15 protein-coding genes are annotated in these 16,386 nt (G+C 63.0%); 10 read left to right on the top strand and 5 right to left on the bottom strand.

What is annotated here, in order from left to right; all coding sequences use genetic code 11:
* The first annotated feature begins 10 nt into the window (after positions 1-10).
* Both ACFO3A_RS07000 and ACFO3A_RS06995 read left to right on the top strand, forming a co-directional pair.
* On the top strand, positions 11-1,000 hold the full coding sequence (locus tag ACFO3A_RS07000; RefSeq protein WP_377725173.1) for an aldo/keto reductase: 990 nt from the start codon (positions 11-13) through the stop codon (positions 998-1,000).
* Between the two features lie 105 nt (positions 1,001-1,105).
* Positions 1,106-2,152 (top strand): NAD(P)-dependent alcohol dehydrogenase, encoded by a 1,047-nt coding sequence (locus ACFO3A_RS06995; protein WP_377725171.1) that lies wholly within the window; start codon positions 1,106-1,108, stop codon positions 2,150-2,152.
* An 8-nt stretch (positions 2,153-2,160) separates the two neighbouring features.
* Here ACFO3A_RS06995 and ACFO3A_RS06990 read toward each other — a convergent pair whose 3' ends face one another.
* The 4 genes from ACFO3A_RS06990 to metK all read right to left on the bottom strand — a co-directional run bounded on the left by ACFO3A_RS06990 (position 2,161) and on the right by metK (position 7,430).
* Positions 2,161-3,225, bottom strand: coding sequence for a bifunctional nicotinamide-nucleotide adenylyltransferase/Nudix hydroxylase (locus ACFO3A_RS06990; RefSeq protein WP_377725169.1), 1,065 nt, complete (start codon positions 3,223-3,225; stop codon positions 2,161-2,163).
* A 364-nt stretch (positions 3,226-3,589) separates the two neighbouring features.
* Positions 3,590-5,011, bottom strand: a complete 1,422-nt coding sequence (locus ACFO3A_RS06985; protein WP_377725168.1) for a hypothetical protein — start codon at positions 5,009-5,011, stop codon at positions 3,590-3,592.
* Positions 5,012-5,097: 86 nt separating this feature from the next.
* Positions 5,098-6,216 carry a helix-turn-helix transcriptional regulator gene (locus tag ACFO3A_RS06980; protein ID WP_377725166.1) on the bottom strand — a complete coding sequence of 373 codons (1,119 nt, stop codon included), beginning with the start codon at positions 6,214-6,216 and terminating at the stop codon, positions 5,098-5,100.
* A gap of 32 nt (positions 6,217-6,248) precedes the next feature.
* Positions 6,249-7,430, bottom strand: a complete 1,182-nt coding sequence (gene metK, locus ACFO3A_RS06975; RefSeq protein ID WP_377725164.1) for a methionine adenosyltransferase — start codon at positions 7,428-7,430, stop codon at positions 6,249-6,251.
* A 125-nt stretch (positions 7,431-7,555) separates the two neighbouring features.
* Here metK and ACFO3A_RS06970 point away from each other — a divergent pair, with 125 nt between their 5' ends.
* On the top strand, positions 7,556-8,416 hold the full coding sequence (locus ACFO3A_RS06970) for a lysophospholipid acyltransferase family protein (protein ID WP_377725163.1): 861 nt from the start codon (positions 7,556-7,558) through the stop codon (positions 8,414-8,416).
* Complete coding sequence (locus ACFO3A_RS06965; RefSeq protein WP_377725161.1) at positions 8,413-9,288, top strand: lysophospholipid acyltransferase family protein; 876 nt, start codon at positions 8,413-8,415, stop codon at positions 9,286-9,288. Before ACFO3A_RS06970 ends, ACFO3A_RS06965 begins: the two co-directional genes overlap by 4 nt.
* A gap of 84 nt (positions 9,289-9,372) precedes the next feature.
* Here ACFO3A_RS06965 and yihA read toward each other — a convergent pair whose 3' ends face one another.
* The gene (gene yihA / locus ACFO3A_RS06960) at positions 9,373-10,095 is read right to left on the bottom strand and encodes a ribosome biogenesis GTP-binding protein YihA/YsxC (protein ID WP_377725159.1); all 723 of its coding nucleotides are present in this window, start codon (positions 10,093-10,095) and stop codon (positions 9,373-9,375) included.
* Positions 10,096-10,168: 73 nt separating this feature from the next.
* Here yihA and ACFO3A_RS06955 point away from each other — a divergent pair, with 73 nt between their 5' ends.
* The 6 genes from ACFO3A_RS06955 to ACFO3A_RS06930 all read left to right on the top strand — a co-directional run bounded on the left by ACFO3A_RS06955 (position 10,169) and on the right by ACFO3A_RS06930 (position 16,219).
* Positions 10,169-10,771 (top strand): c-type cytochrome, encoded by a 603-nt coding sequence (locus ACFO3A_RS06955; RefSeq protein ID WP_377725157.1) that lies wholly within the window; start codon positions 10,169-10,171, stop codon positions 10,769-10,771.
* Between the two features lie 128 nt (positions 10,772-10,899).
* Positions 10,900-13,017, top strand: a complete 2,118-nt coding sequence (locus ACFO3A_RS06950) for a cytochrome c biogenesis protein ResB (protein ID WP_377725155.1) — start codon at positions 10,900-10,902, stop codon at positions 13,015-13,017.
* A 1-nt stretch (position 13,018) separates the two neighbouring features.
* Positions 13,019-14,371 carry a c-type cytochrome biogenesis protein CcsB gene (gene ccsB / locus ACFO3A_RS06945; protein ID WP_377725154.1) on the top strand — a complete coding sequence of 451 codons (1,353 nt, stop codon included), beginning with the start codon at positions 13,019-13,021 and terminating at the stop codon, positions 14,369-14,371.
* A gap of 102 nt (positions 14,372-14,473) precedes the next feature.
* Positions 14,474-15,394, top strand: coding sequence for an SPFH domain-containing protein (locus tag ACFO3A_RS06940; RefSeq protein WP_377725152.1), 921 nt, complete (start codon positions 14,474-14,476; stop codon positions 15,392-15,394).
* The gene (locus ACFO3A_RS06935; RefSeq protein WP_377725150.1) at positions 15,391-15,684 is read left to right on the top strand and encodes a hypothetical protein; all 294 of its coding nucleotides are present in this window, start codon (positions 15,391-15,393) and stop codon (positions 15,682-15,684) included. Before ACFO3A_RS06940 ends, ACFO3A_RS06935 begins: the two co-directional genes overlap by 4 nt.
* A gap of 40 nt (positions 15,685-15,724) precedes the next feature.
* On the top strand, positions 15,725-16,219 hold the full coding sequence (locus ACFO3A_RS06930) for a YbhB/YbcL family Raf kinase inhibitor-like protein (protein WP_377725148.1): 495 nt from the start codon (positions 15,725-15,727) through the stop codon (positions 16,217-16,219).
* Positions 16,220-16,386 lie beyond the last annotated feature (167 nt).

Raw genomic sequence — 16,386 nt, 5'->3', positions numbered from 1 at the left:
AAACATCGCCATGCACTACACGCACCTGGGCCGCACCGGCCTCAAAGTCAGCCGCATCGCACTCGGCGCCATGAACTTCGGCGAGCTGGCCGACGAAGCAGGCAGCTTCAGGATCATGGATGCGGCGCTGGATGCCGGTATCAACCTCTTCGACACCGCCGACGTTTATGGCGGCCCGCAGTCGCCGGATATGGCCAAGGGCTTCGGCACGTCCGAGGAGATCATCGGCAACTGGCTGGCGCAGGACAAGTCCCGCCGCGACAGGATCGTGCTGGCCACCAAGGTCTACCAGCCGATGGAAACCGGCCCCAACGACAAATACCTGTCGGCCTACCACATCCGCCGCGCCTGCGAGGCCAGCCTCAGGCGCCTCAAGACCGACCACATCGACCTGTACCAGATGCACCACGTCGACCGCGCGACGCCGTGGGAAGAAATCTGGCAGGCCTTCGAGCAGCTCATCCGCGAGGGCAAGATCACCTACGTCGGCTCCAGCAACTTCGCCGGCTGGGACATTGCCACCGCGCAATGCACGGCAGCCTCACGCAACCTGCTGGGGCTGGCCTCGGAGCAGAGCCTCTACAACCTGACCGCACGCACCGTCGAGCTGGAGGTCATCCCGGCGCTGCGCCATTTCGGTATCGGCCTGATGCCCTGGAGCCCCATTGGCATGGGCCTGCTGGGTGGCGTACTGAAGAAAATCGGCGCAGGCCGCCGGGCCACACCGGCCTTGCAGGCGCGGATCGAAGCCCTGCGCCCGCAACTGGAGGCCTACGAGGCGCTGTGCGCAGAACTGGGCGAACCGCCCGCGCTCGTGGCGCTGGCCTGGCTGCTGCACAACCCGGCAGTGACCTCCGCCATCAGCGGGCCGCGCACCGCCGAGCAACTGCTGGAAAACCTGCAAGCGCTGGAGCTGAAGCTGTCCAGCGAAACCCTCGCCAGGCTGGACGCCATCTGGCCTGGCCCGGGTGGCGAAGCACCCCAGGCCTACGCCTGGTAATACCATGAGGAAAGTCATTGTCCTGGACGCCAACGGCAACGGCGACCGGCCCGCTGCCTGCCACGCCCGCCAATAATCCATAGCCATTCACTGGAGAGAACACATATGACCATCCAAGCCTACGGTGCCTACGCGGGCGACCTGCCGCTCGAACCGATCGCCATCACCCGCCGCGCACCCGGTGCGCACGACGTGCAGATCGACATTGCCTTTTGCGGCGTCTGCCACTCCGACTTGCACCAGGTGCGAGCCGAATGGGCGGGTACGCTGTTCCCCTGCGTGCCGGGGCACGAGATTGTCGGGCGCGTGTCGGCAGTAGGGGCGCATGTTTCGCGCTACCAGCCGGGCGACCTGGTCGGCGTGGGCTGCATCGTCGATAGCTGCCAGCACTGCGCGGAGTGTGACGATGGGCTGGAGAACTACTGCGACCACATGGTCGGCACCTACAACGGCCCCACGGCAGATGCACCTGGCCACACGCTGGGCGGTTATTCGCAGCGCATCGTGGTGGATGAGCGCTATGTGCTGCGCATCGGCCACCCGGCAGAGCAACTGGCCGCCGTCGCACCGCTGCTGTGCGCGGGCATTACCACCTGGTCGCCGCTGCGCCACTGGGGCGCAGGGCCGGGCAAAAAGGTGGGCGTGGTCGGCATTGGCGGACTGGGGCATATGGGCATCAAGCTGGCGCACGCTCTGGGCGCACGGGTGGTGGCGTTCACCACGTCCGACAGCAAGCGCCAGGCCGCGCTGGCGCTGGGTGCGGATGAAGTGGTCGTCTCGCGCAACCGGGCGGAGATGAAAGCGCACACCAAGAGCTTTGACTTCATCCTCAACACCGTGGCAGCGCCGCACGATCTGGATGCTTTTCTGGCGCTGCTGCGGCGCGACGGCACGATGGCGCTGGTTGGCGCACCCGCCACGCCGCACCCTTCGCCCAACGTGTTCAACCTGATCATGAAACGCCGCAACCTGGCCGGCTCGCTGATCGGCGGCATCTCAGAGACGCAGGAGATGCTGGACTTCTGCGCCCAGCACGGCATCACTGCCGACATCGAACTGATCCGCGCCGAGCAGATCAACGCCGCCTACGAGCGCATGCTGCAGGGCGACGTGAAATACCGCTTCGTGATCGACTGCGCGACGCTGGGGTAAGACCGTATTTACGGCAACTTGGGCAGCGGCCCGCCGCCAAAGCGCTCGAAACAGGTGCGCAGAATGTGGAAGTGGTCTTCGAAGAACTGCGGCTCCAGCTCCCACAGCTCTTTGAGGGGCACCCAATCCGCCGCCGCCGCATCGTCGCCGCCGTTGACTTCGGGCAGGGTGTCGCCCGGCAGGTGCAGCACGTAGACGTGGGTGATCGTGCGCCCACGCAGGCTGCGGTCGGGGTGGTCGAAAATTTCCACGCCTTGCAGGGCGGCTTGCCAGGCATCGGGCGTCAGGGTCAGGCCGGTTTCTTCCTGCAATTCGCGCTGGGCCGATTCCTCGATCGTGTCGCGCTGTTCGACGAAACCGCCGGGCAGCGCCAGCAGCCCCTTGCCCGGGCTGTGGCCGCGCTGCACCAGCAGCACATGCTGGGCGCAGACGACCAGGGTATCCACGGTGACGAACACTGGCGCAAAGGCCGCACACGACCAGGCCTCGCGGTACGCAGCCAGGGCCTGCGCTTCCTCGCGGACGGCGGCGTAGACCGGGGTTTCCCGCCAGGCCGTCAGGATTTGCAGCACGGGTTCAGGCAGCGCTGCGGCCAGGGCAGCCTGCACCTGGGCAGCCGGCTGGTTGTCCAGATTCCAGAACTGGTCACGCAGCGGCGTGGCATCGACCTCGCCCTGGCGTGGCAGTTCGATGACCTGCCATTTGGGGAAGTGGCGCAAATAGACGCTGCTGGCGTCTTTTTCGTGGCTGATCAAGCCGATGCTGGCACCGGAAATAGGCACCAGCGCCTCGACCCAGCGCTGTACCTCGGCCACCCAGCGCGGCAGATCGTAGTAATCGCGGATGGGCACAAACTGCACCCGCCCTTTGACGCGGGTGGGCAGGCAATCGTCAATCATCTTGCGCCGCTCCTCCCACACCCAGGGGTTCTTCGGGCTGCGGGCCTGGTGGGCACTGCCCAGTACCACAATGACCTGCTGCGCCACTTGCAGCGCCTGCTCCAGCAAAGCCAGATGCCCATTGTGAAAGGGTTGAAAACGGCCAATTAAAACAGCGGTGTGGACACGGGTCATGGCAATTGCTCTCAAAAGAATAGCTTCTAGCTGGTTGTGCAAGGGATTGGTGACAGTTTATACCTGAAACACCCTATATATCAGCAGTAGAAGCTATGGTTAGAGGAGTGAAGTTGCGCTTGAGCATAGCCTTGAAGCTGCGCAACTCGCTTTCCTGACCACCTACACCGCCACATACCCACTCAGAATGTCCACTCCTTGCAAAAATAATTTACCCACATAACTGCCGTCACCCGACTCGGGCATCTTGCCTGATGGCCGATTTATTCAGCTTTGCAAGACTGCCGCTACGGCGATCAGCATTCCAGTTTCCAGACTGATTTTCATACGAACATCCTTTCAGTTCGTCTTCCGGTTATTTTCCTTATCTCACGCCACGGGTGCGTGATGATTCAGGAGCAGCTTTTTCTGGTTCGTAACATGCAACAGAAAGAGAAGCGCCCTTCCATATCGGCTCACTCATTACTGAACCACTGGCACCGTGGTTGAAACGGCAGGCAACGAATGTCACGGCAGAGCCATTGCCAGGATAGACTGCTGAAACATGTTTCATTGCGTCAATTTGGACACCCATTGTTCCATTGCCACACACCCTCAGACCCCAGAGACGGATGGTATTTTGGCTGGCTCCTTGCGTACTCTGGTAGCAATATGCAACCTCCACAGGAAAAGAGCAGGAGTTTCTAAAAATTAATGACTTTGCACCATGAGGCGAAGGTGTAAGTTTCACACAATGGTTAACCCCTGGAACCACCTTTTTATTGTCCCCGCTGATCGGCAAAGGCTGAACATTGGCTGCGTTGTAATTTATGGATGGTGTAGTGTCGGCAGCTCCGGCCAGCGCACTCCATGCGGCTGCATTCTTGGGGTCGGCTGCGGCGCCAATCGTGCCAAGTGCCATCAGGGCCGCATTCACACCATTGGAACGGCTTTGGCTGCTGGTGCCGGGGCTTATGGTTTGCTGCGCGTAGGCAGCCTGCTGGCGCTCGTGGGCAACTGCGTCGGCTTCGTCCTGGTTTGCCAAGGCATAGGCGATGCGTACCCGTGTGCTTTGTCCCAAACCCTGTTGCTCCAGCGACTGCGCATATGCACGCCGATATTGGCCTCGTAGCCGTCTCTCTTGGGCATAGTCATAGCCAGTGGAGGTGGAGGATGTCCTGCAATTATCAAATTCGCAATAATAATTATTGGATTGAGTAGCCTGCCTTGCGTGGTCTGTAGCGATTTTTATCTTCGGCAAAAGTGCTTCCAGAGTAGGAAGTGGTTGACCAGAGAAAATCTCCTGGGCCTCTACCGCATCCACATAGTTCCATATGCCGCGCTCTATCATGAGTTGAGCCAAGTCCTGGGCCAAGGGCAGTTTTTCCTTCTCGGCGATGATGGTTGCCTGCCTGATTGAATAGGGATTCAACCGTGCATCGGGGTGGGCCAAGGCATAGTCCCTATATAGCTGCAACAGCGCAGGTTCCTTCTCAAGCTCCTGGAAACTGGTGATGGCAGCGAATCCCAAGGCTCTCAGATTGCTTTCCGGGTTTTCCTCACATGAGGGCATACGGGTTTGAATACCTTGAGCGGCACGTACAACGTCCTTGAGATTGGGCGGTTTTTCCACCGCGGCACGCATAAGCGCAGTTTGGAAATAGTCAATCGCCTTGGAGCAGCTCGTAGCGGCCTCGGCACGTTCAAGATAATCTGTGGCTGTTAAAGTGGATGAGCAACCAGACAGCAGCAAAACTCCGGCCATTCCACTCCAGTAAATTGGTGCTTTGAAATTGAACGTATTCATGGCGCTATCTCCGATTGGCTAATGCAATGGGATGCTAGTCAATCCAAAAAGCCGGCGCATCATCCGATCGGATGAGATGGATCGATTTATGGCAGCTTGGGGCTGCCCAAAGGCAATGCGATGCGGCGCAGCAATTCGGCCTGCCTGTGTGTGCCGGTCTTGGCAAAGAGGTTGCGCAAATGGGTTTTGACGGTGGCCAGACTCAGGTGCTGGCGTGCTGCGTATTCGGCCAGCGTGTCATTGTTCAGCAGGCCCAGGGCCAGACGTGCTTCTGCGGGCGTCAGACCGTAGAAATGCTGCAACTGAAGCACATGCGGCAATGCAGGGCCGTTGCCGTCCTGAATGATGGCGAGGGCATGGGGCGCGTCGCGGCCAGAACTTGGCAGAGCGCCGGGGAGTATGGACAACAGCCAGGGCGTGGGCTGACGGCGGCGCGGTATCTGGAACCAACTGCCTTCGCGCCCTGGCAGTGCGCGAGTGGCACGCTGGACGGCTGTGCATAACTGGCGGTCGAGCTGCGGGTCGGCGCAACGCAGGCGCGAAGCCTGGATGCCCAGGCCATCGGCGGCAGCAAGCAGGGATTCGGCGGACGGACTGATCCAGACGATGCGACTGCCAGCGTCGAGCCAGACAATGCCGTAAGGCAGGCGTTCCAGCGCACCTTGGGCGGCCTGCTGGGCCAGGTCGGCTTGCTTGAGGCGCTGGCGCAACTCGGCAGCGCGAACCAAATGGGAAGAAAAGAGTTGCAGCCGTTTAAGTTCTGCATCCTGGAAGTCGCCAGCGTCATGCGCCCGCGCGATGCTGAGAACCGTGCGTTCGCTACCCTGGGATCGCAACATGCAGACGCTCATGCGCTTGGCCCCGACCGGCCTCAGGAAATCGTTGTAGATTTCCGAGCGCTGGACATAGCGTTCATCAAAGTGGAATTGGTCGCTGCGCCATTCGCCAAGGCTGCCGCTGACATAGAAGGGAATGCGTGGGTCGATATGAACGAAATAGTTCACATAGTCGGCCTCTGCGCCTGCCAGAGTGCCGTCGCTGATCTGGGTATCGAGTACGTTGGCGTGCAGGATATCCACGGTCAGGTGGTGTGCGGCAAAGCCACCGCAACGCAGAGCGACGGCCTTGCACGCAGGCAACAGCAGGGCCGGGTCTTGCGCGGCGGCATAAATCTGATCGACAAGCCGTAAATCAGACAGATTCATGGCTATGCCTGCGCGGGTGAAGGCGTGGTGGCTTACAACCCGGCCGCTGCCCGCAGCACAGCCGCCTTGTCTGTCCGCTCCCACGTAAATTCCGGCTCCTCGCGGCCAAAGTGGCCATAGGCGGCGGTCTTGGCGTAGATGGGGCGCAGCAGGTCGAGCATCTGGATGATGCCCTTGGGCCGCAGGTCGAAATGCTCCTGCACCAGTTGGGCGATCTGCTCATCGGGAATCACGCCCGTGCCTTCGGTGTAGACGGTGACGTTCATGGGCCGTGCCACGCCGATGGCGTAGGCCACCTGCACCTGGCACTGGCGGGCCAGGCCGGCAGCCACCACGTTTTTCGCCACGTAACGGGCAGCGTAGGCGGCGGAGCGATCGACCTTGGTCGGGTCTTTGCCGCTGAACGCACCGCCGCCGTGCGGGCAGGCACCGCCGTAGGTGTCGACGATGATCTTGCGTCCGGTCAGGCCGCAATCACCCTGCGGGCCGCCGACGACGAAGCGGCCGGTGGGGTTGATGAGGTATTTGGTGTCTTGCAGCCACTCGCTGGGCAGCACGGGCTTGATGATTTCCTCGATCACGGCCTCGGTGAAGCTGGCCTTCATCTTGGCGGCGGTTTCGCTCTGGTCAGGGCTGTGCTGGGTGGACAGCACCACGGTGTCGATGCTGTGCGGCTTGCCTTCACGATAACGCATGGTGACTTGCGATTTGGCGTCCGGGCGCAGGAAGGGCAGGCGGCCATCCTTGCGCAGTTGCGCCTGGCGCTCGACCAGGCGGTGCGCGTAGTAGATGGGCGCGGGCATCAGCGTGTCGGTTTCGTCGCAGGCGTAGCCGAACATCAGGCCCTGGTCGCCCGCGCCGGTGTTCAGGTGGTCGTCGCTGGCGTGATCGACGCCCTGGGCGATGTCGTTGCTCTGCTTGTCGTAGGCCACCAGCACGGCGCAGCCTTTGTAGTCGATGCCGTAATCGGTGTTGTCGTAGCCGATGCGCTGGATGGTGTCGCGGGCCACCTGGATGTAATCGACGTGCGCGTTGGTGGTGATCTCGCCCGCCAGCACGACCAGACCGGTATTGGTCAGCGTCTCGGCGGCCACGCGCGAGACGGGGTCTTGCGCCAGGATGGCATCCAGGATGGCATCCGAGATCTGGTCGGCTACTTTGTCGGGATGGCCTTCGGAGACGGATTCCGAGGTAAAGAGAAAGTCGTTCGCCATTGAATAAACTCCTATGCTTTGGCAATCGCGTTGCCCGGGCCGGAAAGCTTGGCGAACGCTTTAGCAGTTTTATTTACCGTCGCTCTGCAAGTTGCTCTGTTAACTCAGCGACGGCGGCCATTCTAATGCACACCCTGTTTCGCTTTTTCTCTGTATTGCCTTTGGGGCTGGCGCACGGCATCGGTGCCGTGCTGGGCTGGCTGGCCTGGCTGCTCTCGCCCACCTACCGGCGCCGCTTTGCCGCCAACAGCGCCCAGGCGGGCTATGCCTTCGACGAGATCAGCAGCGCCATCGGCCATGCCGGGCGCATGGTGACCGAGCTGCCGCGCCTGTGGCTCAAAGACACGCCGGTCAATGCCATCCACGGCGCCGAGGCGGTCGAAGCCGCCTGGGCACGCGGCAAGGGCATCGTGTTCCTGACGCCGCACCTGGGCTGCTTCGAGCTGTCGGTGCAGGGCGCGGCGGCGCAGTGGTCGCGGGCGCACGGCCCCATCACCATCCTCTACCGCCCGGCCAAGCAGCCCTGGCTGGCCGAGATGATGCTGACAGCCCGCAACCGCAGCGGCATCGAGGCCGTGCCCACCACCCTCTCGGGCGTGCGCCAGATGATCAAGGCCCTGCGCAAGGGCCAGGCCGTGGGCCTACTGCCCGACCAGGTGCCGCCCGACGGCCAGGGCCAGTGGGCGCCCTTCTTCGGCCAGCCGGCCTACACCATGACGCTGGCCGCCCGCCTGGCGCTGCAAACCGGCGCCACCGTGGTGCTGGCGCGGTGCGAGCGCCTGCCCTGGGGCCGGGGCTTCGAGCTGTATTTCGAGAACCTGCCCGGCCCGCTGCCGCAGGAGATGGACGCCGCCGTGCTGCACCTGAACCAGGCCATGGAACACCTCATCCGCCAGTGCCCGCAGCAATACCTGTGGGGCTATGGCCGCTACAAGCAGCCGCGCCAGGATGCGTCGGCCGCCGCCTCTTCGGGAGATGCGCCATGAACGCAAGCCGCCTGGGCCTGGCCCTGATGCACGTCCTGGCCAAGCTGCCGCTGCCCGTGCTGCGCGGCATCGGCTGGGCCGTGGGCCGCCTGCTGTTCGTGCTGGCCGCGCCCCGGCGCAGGATTGCGCTGCGCAATCTGGAATTGTGCTTTCCCGACGTGCCCGCTGCCCAGCGCACAGCCTGGGCGCAGCAAAGCTTCGTCGCCTTCTGCCAGACCTTCATCGACCGCAGCTGGCTGTGGTTCGGCAGCGAGGCCCTGGTGCGCCGCCGCGTGCAGCTCACCGGCGCCCTGCACGAACTGGACGGCGACACACCCACCATCGTCTTTGCCCCGCACTTCTACAGCATGGACGCCGGCGGCCTGGCGCTGCCGCTGAACACGCAGCGCGAATTCACCTCCATCTTCGCCACCAATCCCGACCCGGTGCTGGACGCCTGGTTCATGGCCGGGCGCCAGCGCTTTGGCAACGTGCGGATGCTCAACCGCGCCGATGGCGTCAAGCCCATCATCCAGTGCCTGCGCAAAGGCGGCCTGCTGTACCTGCTGCCGGACATGGACTACGGCCCGAGCGATTCGGTCTTCGTGCCGTTTTTCGCCGTGCCGGATGCCGCCACCATCCCCTCGCTGTCGCGCTTTGCCCGGCTGGGCAAGGCCAAGGTCGTGGCCCTGTACAGCCGCATCACGCCCCAGGGCTATGTGGCCGAACTCGGCCCCGCATGGGACCACTTCCCCACCGACGACCACGTGGCCGACACCGCCCGCATGAACCGCGAACTGGAAGCCGCCATCCGCACCATGCCCGCGCAGTATTACTGGGTACACAAACGCTTCAAAACGCGGCCCGAGGGGCAGGATTCTCTTTATAAATAGCTGTTACCGCTGATACACACTGGTTTTCAGATATAAAACTATCCGAAATCCAATATATATCAGCGCAAGCAGCTATTTATTTGATTATTCATCTCCCGAAGGGACGATTTCCACCGTTTCAGGCACCGCATCGGCAGGCTGCGGATGGCACCAGTGCCACAGCAGTTGCGCCACTTCGTCCACGCCCTGTTTTTTCAGGGCCGAGAACAGGCGCACCTCGCCCCCCCCGGCATTCAGCCGCATGATGGACAAGGCCTTGGCCTGCTCCGCGCGGGTCAGCTTGTCGGCCTTGGTCAGCAGCACCAGAAACTTCAGCCCCTGCTCCACCCGGGGGCGCAGGGCGTTCAACAGCGCCTCGTCCAGCTCGGTCAGGCCCAGGCGCGGGTCGCACAGCAGCACCACGGCGGACAGGCTCTCGCGCTGCATCAGGTAGTTCAGCATCACACGCTGCCAGCGCTCCTTGTCGCTGCGCGAGACGGCGGCGTAGCCATAGCCGGGCAGGTCGGCCAGCACCGCATCGGTCACGCCCTGCTTGCCCAGGGAAAACAGATTGATGTGCTGCGTGCGCCCCGGCTTCTTGGAAGCAAAGGCCAGCTGCTTTTGCTGCGTGAGCGTGTTGATCGAGGTGGATTTGCCGGCGTTGGAGCGGCCCACGAAAGCGATTTCCGGCACGCTCACCGGGGGTAATTGTTGTAATTGCGCCGCAGTGGTGAAAAACCGCGCGGTATGCATCCAGCCCATCGCTGTCTTGGGGTCTACCGGCACGAAACTTTGACCGGCGGCAAAGGCTAGGGGGTTTGCAGTCATAGGGAAATAGGAATATCCAGGAGCCTCATTGTAGAATCTGCCCGTTTTTGCCGACATAACCAGACCATTTACTATGAAGTTGCTTGCCTCCCTGCTGACAGCTGCCGTTGTGGCAGCACCCGCTTTCTCCGCCTCTGCTGCAGACTTGGCCAAGGGCCAGGAAAGCTACCAAGGCGTGTGCATCGCCTGCCACGGCGAAGCCGGTAAATCCGTGCTGCCGGACAATCCCGTCCTGGCCCAGCAGCACCCGGAATACATGGTCAAGCAACTCATCGAGTTCAAGAACGGCAAACGCGCCGACCCCATCATGCAGGGCATGGCGGCGATGCTCTCCGATGAGGACATGGTCAACGTCAGCGCCTGGCTGGCCCAGCAAAAAGCCGACCCCGGCGCCGCCACCGACAAAGACCTGATCGCCCTGGGCGAACGCATCTACCGTGGCGGCATCCAGGATCGCAACATCGCCGCCTGTGCCAGCTGTCACAGCCCCAATGGCGCTGGCATCCCCGCGCAATACCCGCGCCTGTCCGGCCAGCACGCCCAGTACGTGGTCAAGCAGCTGAGCATCTTCCGTGACGGCACCCGCGCCAACAACCAGCAGATGATGGATGTGGCCGCCAAGCTCAACGACAAGGAAATCAAGGCCCTGGCCGAATACATCGCCGGCCTGCACTGATCGCTGCCGATCAGCGCGGCAAGTATCCCGCCACCCGGGGGAACTTTTGACCACCATTGATTCCAATGCGGGCGGTGCCTACCCAGATGGGGGCACCGCCCGTTTTTTGTAGCGTCTCCTCATCCCACATGTCCGACTCCCACGTTCGCCAGCGCCTGCGCAGTTTGCTGGAGCTGCTGTCTTCCATGCGCTTTGCCATTGCGCTGCTCACCGTCATCTGCATTGCGTCGGTGATCGGTACGGTGATCCAGCAGCATGAGCCGGTCAACAACTACGTCAATCAGTTCGACCCCTTCTGGTCGCAACTGTTTCTGGCGCTGAAGCTCAACGCGGTCTACAGCGCCTGGTGGTTTTTGCTGATCCTGGCCTTCCTGGTCATCAGCACCAGCCTGTGCCTGACGCGGCATACGCCGAAATACCTGGCCGACCTGCGCAACTTCAAGGAAGACATCCGGGAAAAAAGCCTGCAATCCTTCAGCCTCAAGGCCCGGGCCGATCTGCCGGAGCCGAGCCAGGCCGCCGCCCAGCGCATCGGCCAGGGCCTGGTGCAATTGGGCTGGCGCGTGAAGGTGCAGGAACGCACGACCAAGGATGGCCAGGGCTTCATGGTCGCGGCCAAGAAAGGCGCCGCCAACAAGCTCGGCTACATCGCCGCGCACACCGCCATCGTGCTGATCTGCCTGGGCGGCCTGCTCGATGGCGATCTGGTGGTACGGGCCCAGATGTGGCTGGGCGGCAAAACGCCCTACAGCGGCGTCGGGCGCATCTCCGACGTGATCGACCAGCACCGCCTGTCCGTGACCAACCCCACCTTCCGGGGCAACCTGCCTGTGGCCGAAGGCACGCAGGCGGATACCGCCATCCTGAACCAGTCGGACGGCGTGCTGCTGCAACCGCTGCCGTTTGCCATCGAACTGAAGAAATTCATCGTCGAGTACTACGACACCGGCATGCCCAAGCTGTTTGCCAGCGAAGTGGTCATTCACGACTACGAAACGGGCGAGGCCATTCCCAAGCGCATCGAGGTGAACCACCCGGCCCGCCACCGGGGGGTCGAAATCTACCAGTCCAGCTTTGACGACGGCGGCTCCAAAGTCAAACTCCGGGCGACCCCCTTCACCGCCACCGAAAAACCGTTTGAACTGGCCAGCATCGTTGGCGAAAGCACCCCGCTGCCGAACCTGGAGGGCGGCCCGATGACGCTGGAACTGACCCAGCTGCGCACCATCAACGTCGAGAACTTCAGCAATACCGAGGATGCCGCCGTCGATGTGCGCAAAGTCGATCTGCGCAGTGCGCTGGATGCCCGCATGGGCGCTGGCCACAAGACCAGCACCGAAAAGAAGCTGCGCAACATCGGCCCGAGCATCGGCTACAAGCTGCGCGACAGCGCCGGTCAGGCACGGGAATACCAGAACTACATGCTGCCGGTCGAAATGGACGAGGGCGCCCCGGTCTTCCTGCTGGGCGTGCGCGATTCGGAGGCCCAGCCGTTCCGCTACCTGCGCGTGCCGGCCGACCCCGAAGGCACGATGAATACCTTCATGCGCCTGCGTCTGGCCCTGCAAGACCCGGCCCAGCGCGAAGCGGCCGTGCGCAGCTACGCCAACAACGCCGCGCCCACCGACCGCACCGATCTGCGCCAGGCGTTGGCCGACTCGGCCCTGCGCATTGCCACCCTGTACGCCGGCACGGGCCGCACGCCGGACGGCGGCCTGCAGGCCCTGGGCAAGTACCTGGAAGAGAGCGTCCCCGAGGCCGAACGCGAACGCGCCAGCGAGGTGCTGCTGCGCATCCTGAACGGCACGCTCTACGAACTGGCCCAGCACACCCGCGCCCAGGCCCAGCTGCCGCCCCTGTCGCCCAGCCAGGAAACCCAGCGCTTCATGGCCCAGTCGGTGTTCGCCCTGAGCGACGCGCAGTACTACCCGGCCACGGCAGCCTTCATGCTCGACGACTTCCAGCAGGTGCAGGCCAGCGTGTTCCAGGTGGCCCGCGCCCCGGGCAAGAAGGTGGTCTACCTGGGCTGCTTTTTCCTGATCGTCGGCATTTTCGGAATGCTCTACGTGCGTGACCGGCGCCTGTGGGTCTGGCTGGCCCCGGCAGCCGGTAACGAAAAGAACACCCACGCAACCATGGCCATGTCGTGTAATCGTAAGCTTATCGATATCGACCGCGAATTTGCGCAATTGAACCACCAGTTGCTGGGCGCTGCGGCCCCGGCGCCTGCCGTCCCTGAGGTTTGAGATGAACACTGTCACTGCCCCTTCCTCGTCGCCCGCCACGGTCAGCCTGAACCCCGGTTTCTGGGCCCGCCGCAATGTTCTGGACTGGCTTTTTGCGCTGGTTCTGCTGGCCGGTACGGCCTTCGCCTGGCACAAGTACGGCTACGCGATGGACGAGTACGAAACCGGCATCCTGCTGCTCACCACCCCCGGCCTGATCGCGCTGGGCTGGTTCTGGCGCCCCATGCAGAAGCTGATGCTGGCCGTCGGCGGCCTGTCGCTGCTGGCCATCTGGCTCTACCAGGGGCCGGATGGCGCAGCGCACATCGACCGGGCCGAGACGGTGTTCGGCCTGAAATTCCTCCTCTCCAGCCAGTCGGCCATCCTGTGGATGGGGGTACTGTGCTTCGTCGCCACCGTCTTCTACTGGATCGCCCTGTTCGCCCAGGGCGAGAAAGACACCTTTGGCCGCATCGCCACCGGCATGGTCTGGCTGGCGGTCACGCTGGCCCTGGTCGGCACCATGGTGCGCTGGTACGAAAGCTACCTGCTCGGCCCGGACATCGGCCACATTCCGGTGAGCAACCTGTACGAAGTGTTCGTCATGTTCATCTGGATGACGGCGCTGTTCTACCTGTACTACGAGGAGCAGTACGCGGCCCGCGCCCTGGGCGGCTTCGTGATGCTGGTGGTCAGCGCGGCAGTCGGTTTTCTGCTGTGGTACACCGTGGCCCGCGAAGGCCAGGAAATCCAGCCCCTGATCCCGGCGCTGCAAAGCTGGTGGATGAAGGTTCACGTCCCGGCCAACTTCATCGGCTACGGCACCTTTGCCCTGTCGGCGATGGTCGCCTTCGCCTACCTCATCAAGCAGCAGGCCACCGAAACCAAGTGGTACAAGCTTGCCCCCCTGTGGCTGCTGGGCGTGGCGCTGTGCTTCGAGCCGCTGGCCTTCCGCCAGAGCCAGTCCGGCGGCAGCAGCTACTGGATCGTCTATGCCGGTATTTCCGCCCTGATCGTCGGCGGCATCCTGTCGCTGCGCAAACCCATCGCGGCCCGCCTGCCCGCCTTCGAAGTGCTGGACAGCATGATGTACAAGGCGATTGCCGTCGGCTTTGCCTTCTTCACCATCGCCACCGTGCTGGGCGCCCTGTGGGCCGCCGACGCCTGGGGCGGCTACTGGAGCTGGGACCCCAAGGAAACCTGGGCGCTGATCGTCTGGCTGAACTACGCCGCCTGGCTGCACATGCGCCTCATGAAAGGGCTGCGCGGCACGGTGTCGGCCTGGTGGGCGCTGGTCGGGCTGGCAGTCACCACCTTCGCCTTCCTGGGGGTGAACATGTTCCTCTCGGGCCTGCACAGCTACGGCGAACTGTAAGCACCGCTCTCCTCATAAGAAGCACTGCCTCCCTGCAAAGGAGGCAGTGCTTTTTTTCTTGATAATCCGGGCTTTTTCGGCCCGCAAGGAGGGGGCACCCCGATGACAAAACTGATCAAACCCACCGTCACAGCTTCCTCGTTCAAGAAAACCATCCTGCTCATCGTCGGCGCCGTGGTCGCTGCCCTGCTGGCACTGGTACTGGCGGGCGAGCGCGTGGAGATTCCGCCCGCCCACGTCGGCAAGATCATGACCAAGGACGGCTACCAGGAGGCGCTGATACCCACCTCCAAGTTCCGCCTCTCGCCGTGCTGGGCCTATTGCGACCGGCTGGTGATGCTGGACGTGGCGGACAAGGCCTACCAGGAAAACCTGAGCATCTTCATCCCTGAAGACAAGCTGAATCTGGACGTTACCGTGCGGGCCACCCTGAGCATCAACCCCAAGAAAACCGCCGAGCTGTTCAACACCATCTCCCCGACGGACGGGCGCGGCACCACGGCCATCATCGCCAACGAACAGGTCTACCGCACCTATGCCAGCCAGATCATCCAGGCCGAAGTGCGCGAGTACCTGAGCCAGTACAGCATCAGCCAGATCGCCTCCAGCAACGAAAAGATCAATGCCGACCTGGGCCTGCGCCTGGGCAAGGCGATCGAGGCACGCACGCCGTTCTCGGTGCGCCACGTCGGCATCACCAACCTGAAGTACCCCGACATCATCACCAAGGCGCAGGAAGCCGCCGCCGAACGCCGCGAAGCCATCCAGCAGGAAGAGGCGCAGACGCAAGTGTCCGCCGCCCGCCTGGAGCGCGAGCTGCGCGAAGCCCGCCTGCAACGCGCCATCGAGAAAGAGAAGGCCGAAACCGAAGCCCTGGCCCAGGCCACCCTGGCCGCCTCGGTCGATTCCCGCGTGCTGGAGCTGCGCAAGCTGGAAAACCAGCGGGCCTGGATCGAGAAGTGGGATGGCCAGCTGCCCTCCACCGTCCTGAGCGACGCCGTGCCCATGGTGCCGCTGAAATGATCGCCGCGCTGAACCTGATCCCGCTGGCCCTGCTGGTGCTGGCGGCCTGGGCCGTGTGGAAGAAAAGCCGCGCCGGCCTGATCGGCGTCGTGCTGCTGGCCGCCGTCTATGCGGTGGTGCAGCCGTCCTACCTGCCCAAAGGCGCGGTCGAGCGCAGCCCCGTGCCCGCCTTTACCCCGTCGGATGCCGCCATCGAAGACCGCAACCGCAAACCCACGCCCATCGAGGAACGTGACCAGCGGATGCAGGACGCCGTGCGCAACGGCCTGGATTTCAAAAAATCCAACTAAACCCCGCATACTTGGCTTTTTTCACAGGAGATGAACGCATATGACCGAATTTGTTCTGAGCAGTCCCGACATCCCCGCCAACGGCACCATCCCGCAGGAATTTGAATTCAACAGCTTTGGCTGCACGGGCCGCAACGAATCGCCCGTACTGCGCTGGCAGGGCGCACCGGCGGGCACGCAAAGCCTGGCGCTGACGGTGTACGACCCGGATGCGCCCAGCGGCAGCGGCTGGTGGCACTGGATGGTGATCGACCTGCCTGCCGATACCACCGAGCTGCAACCCAACGCGGGCGCTGCCGACAGCGCCGCCCTGCCCGCCGGTGCGCGGCAAATCCGCAACGACTATGGCAGCTTTGCCTGGGGTGGCGTGTGCCCGCCGCCGGGGGACAAGCCGCACCGCTACGTATTCACCGTCCACGCCCTGTCGGTGCCCAGGCTGGACATTCCGGACGACGCCACGGCGGCGCTGGCCGGTTTCATGATCAACGCCCACTGCCTGGGCACGGCCAGCTTCACCGCGCTGTACGGCCGGTAAGTCAAAACTAAAACCCAAGCCAAAACACAAAAAAGAGAGCTTCTACCGCTGGTATTCATTGGATTTCATGTTAAAAACCATCTGAAATCCTTTGTTTATCAGCGGTAGAAGCTCTTTTTTTAGAACGTGTTTACGATCTCGGCACGAAGGGGTGCGGGAAGCGGATC

This window comes from Comamonas nitrativorans (genome assembly GCF_042654765.1).
Lineage (GTDB): Bacteria > Pseudomonadota > Gammaproteobacteria > Burkholderiales > Burkholderiaceae_C > Comamonas > Comamonas nitrativorans.
This window is presented reverse-complemented; position numbering and strand designations above follow the sequence as displayed.

What these genes read in the sequence shown, in the direction of transcription:
- ACFO3A_RS07000 (WP_377725173.1), top strand. Translation starts at nt 11, where the DNA reads ATGCACTACACGCACCTGGGCCGCACCGGCCTCAAAGTCAGCCGCATC.
- ACFO3A_RS06995 (WP_377725171.1), top strand. Translation starts at nt 1,106, where the DNA reads ATGACCATCCAAGCCTACGGTGCCTACGCGGGCGACCTGCCGCTCGAA.
- ACFO3A_RS06990 (WP_377725169.1), bottom strand. Translation starts at nt 3,225, where the DNA reads ATGACCCGTGTCCACACCGCTGTTTTAATTGGCCGTTTTCAACCCTTT.
- ACFO3A_RS06985 (WP_377725168.1), bottom strand. Translation starts at nt 5,011, where the DNA reads ATGAATACGTTCAATTTCAAAGCACCAATTTACTGGAGTGGAATGGCC.
- ACFO3A_RS06980 (WP_377725166.1), bottom strand. Translation starts at nt 6,216, where the DNA reads ATGAATCTGTCTGATTTACGGCTTGTCGATCAGATTTATGCCGCCGCG.
- metK (WP_377725164.1), bottom strand. Translation starts at nt 7,430, where the DNA reads ATGGCGAACGACTTTCTCTTTACCTCGGAATCCGTCTCCGAAGGCCAT.
- ACFO3A_RS06970 (WP_377725163.1), top strand. Translation starts at nt 7,556, where the DNA reads ATGCACACCCTGTTTCGCTTTTTCTCTGTATTGCCTTTGGGGCTGGCG.
- ACFO3A_RS06965 (WP_377725161.1), top strand. Translation starts at nt 8,413, where the DNA reads ATGAACGCAAGCCGCCTGGGCCTGGCCCTGATGCACGTCCTGGCCAAG.
- yihA (WP_377725159.1), bottom strand. Translation starts at nt 10,095, where the DNA reads ATGACTGCAAACCCCCTAGCCTTTGCCGCCGGTCAAAGTTTCGTGCCG.
- ACFO3A_RS06955 (WP_377725157.1), top strand. Translation starts at nt 10,169, where the DNA reads ATGAAGTTGCTTGCCTCCCTGCTGACAGCTGCCGTTGTGGCAGCACCC.
- ACFO3A_RS06950 (WP_377725155.1), top strand. Translation starts at nt 10,900, where the DNA reads ATGTCCGACTCCCACGTTCGCCAGCGCCTGCGCAGTTTGCTGGAGCTG.
- ccsB (WP_377725154.1), top strand. Translation starts at nt 13,019, where the DNA reads ATGAACACTGTCACTGCCCCTTCCTCGTCGCCCGCCACGGTCAGCCTG.
- ACFO3A_RS06940 (WP_377725152.1), top strand. Translation starts at nt 14,474, where the DNA reads ATGACAAAACTGATCAAACCCACCGTCACAGCTTCCTCGTTCAAGAAA.
- ACFO3A_RS06935 (WP_377725150.1), top strand. Translation starts at nt 15,391, where the DNA reads ATGATCGCCGCGCTGAACCTGATCCCGCTGGCCCTGCTGGTGCTGGCG.
- ACFO3A_RS06930 (WP_377725148.1), top strand. Translation starts at nt 15,725, where the DNA reads ATGACCGAATTTGTTCTGAGCAGTCCCGACATCCCCGCCAACGGCACC.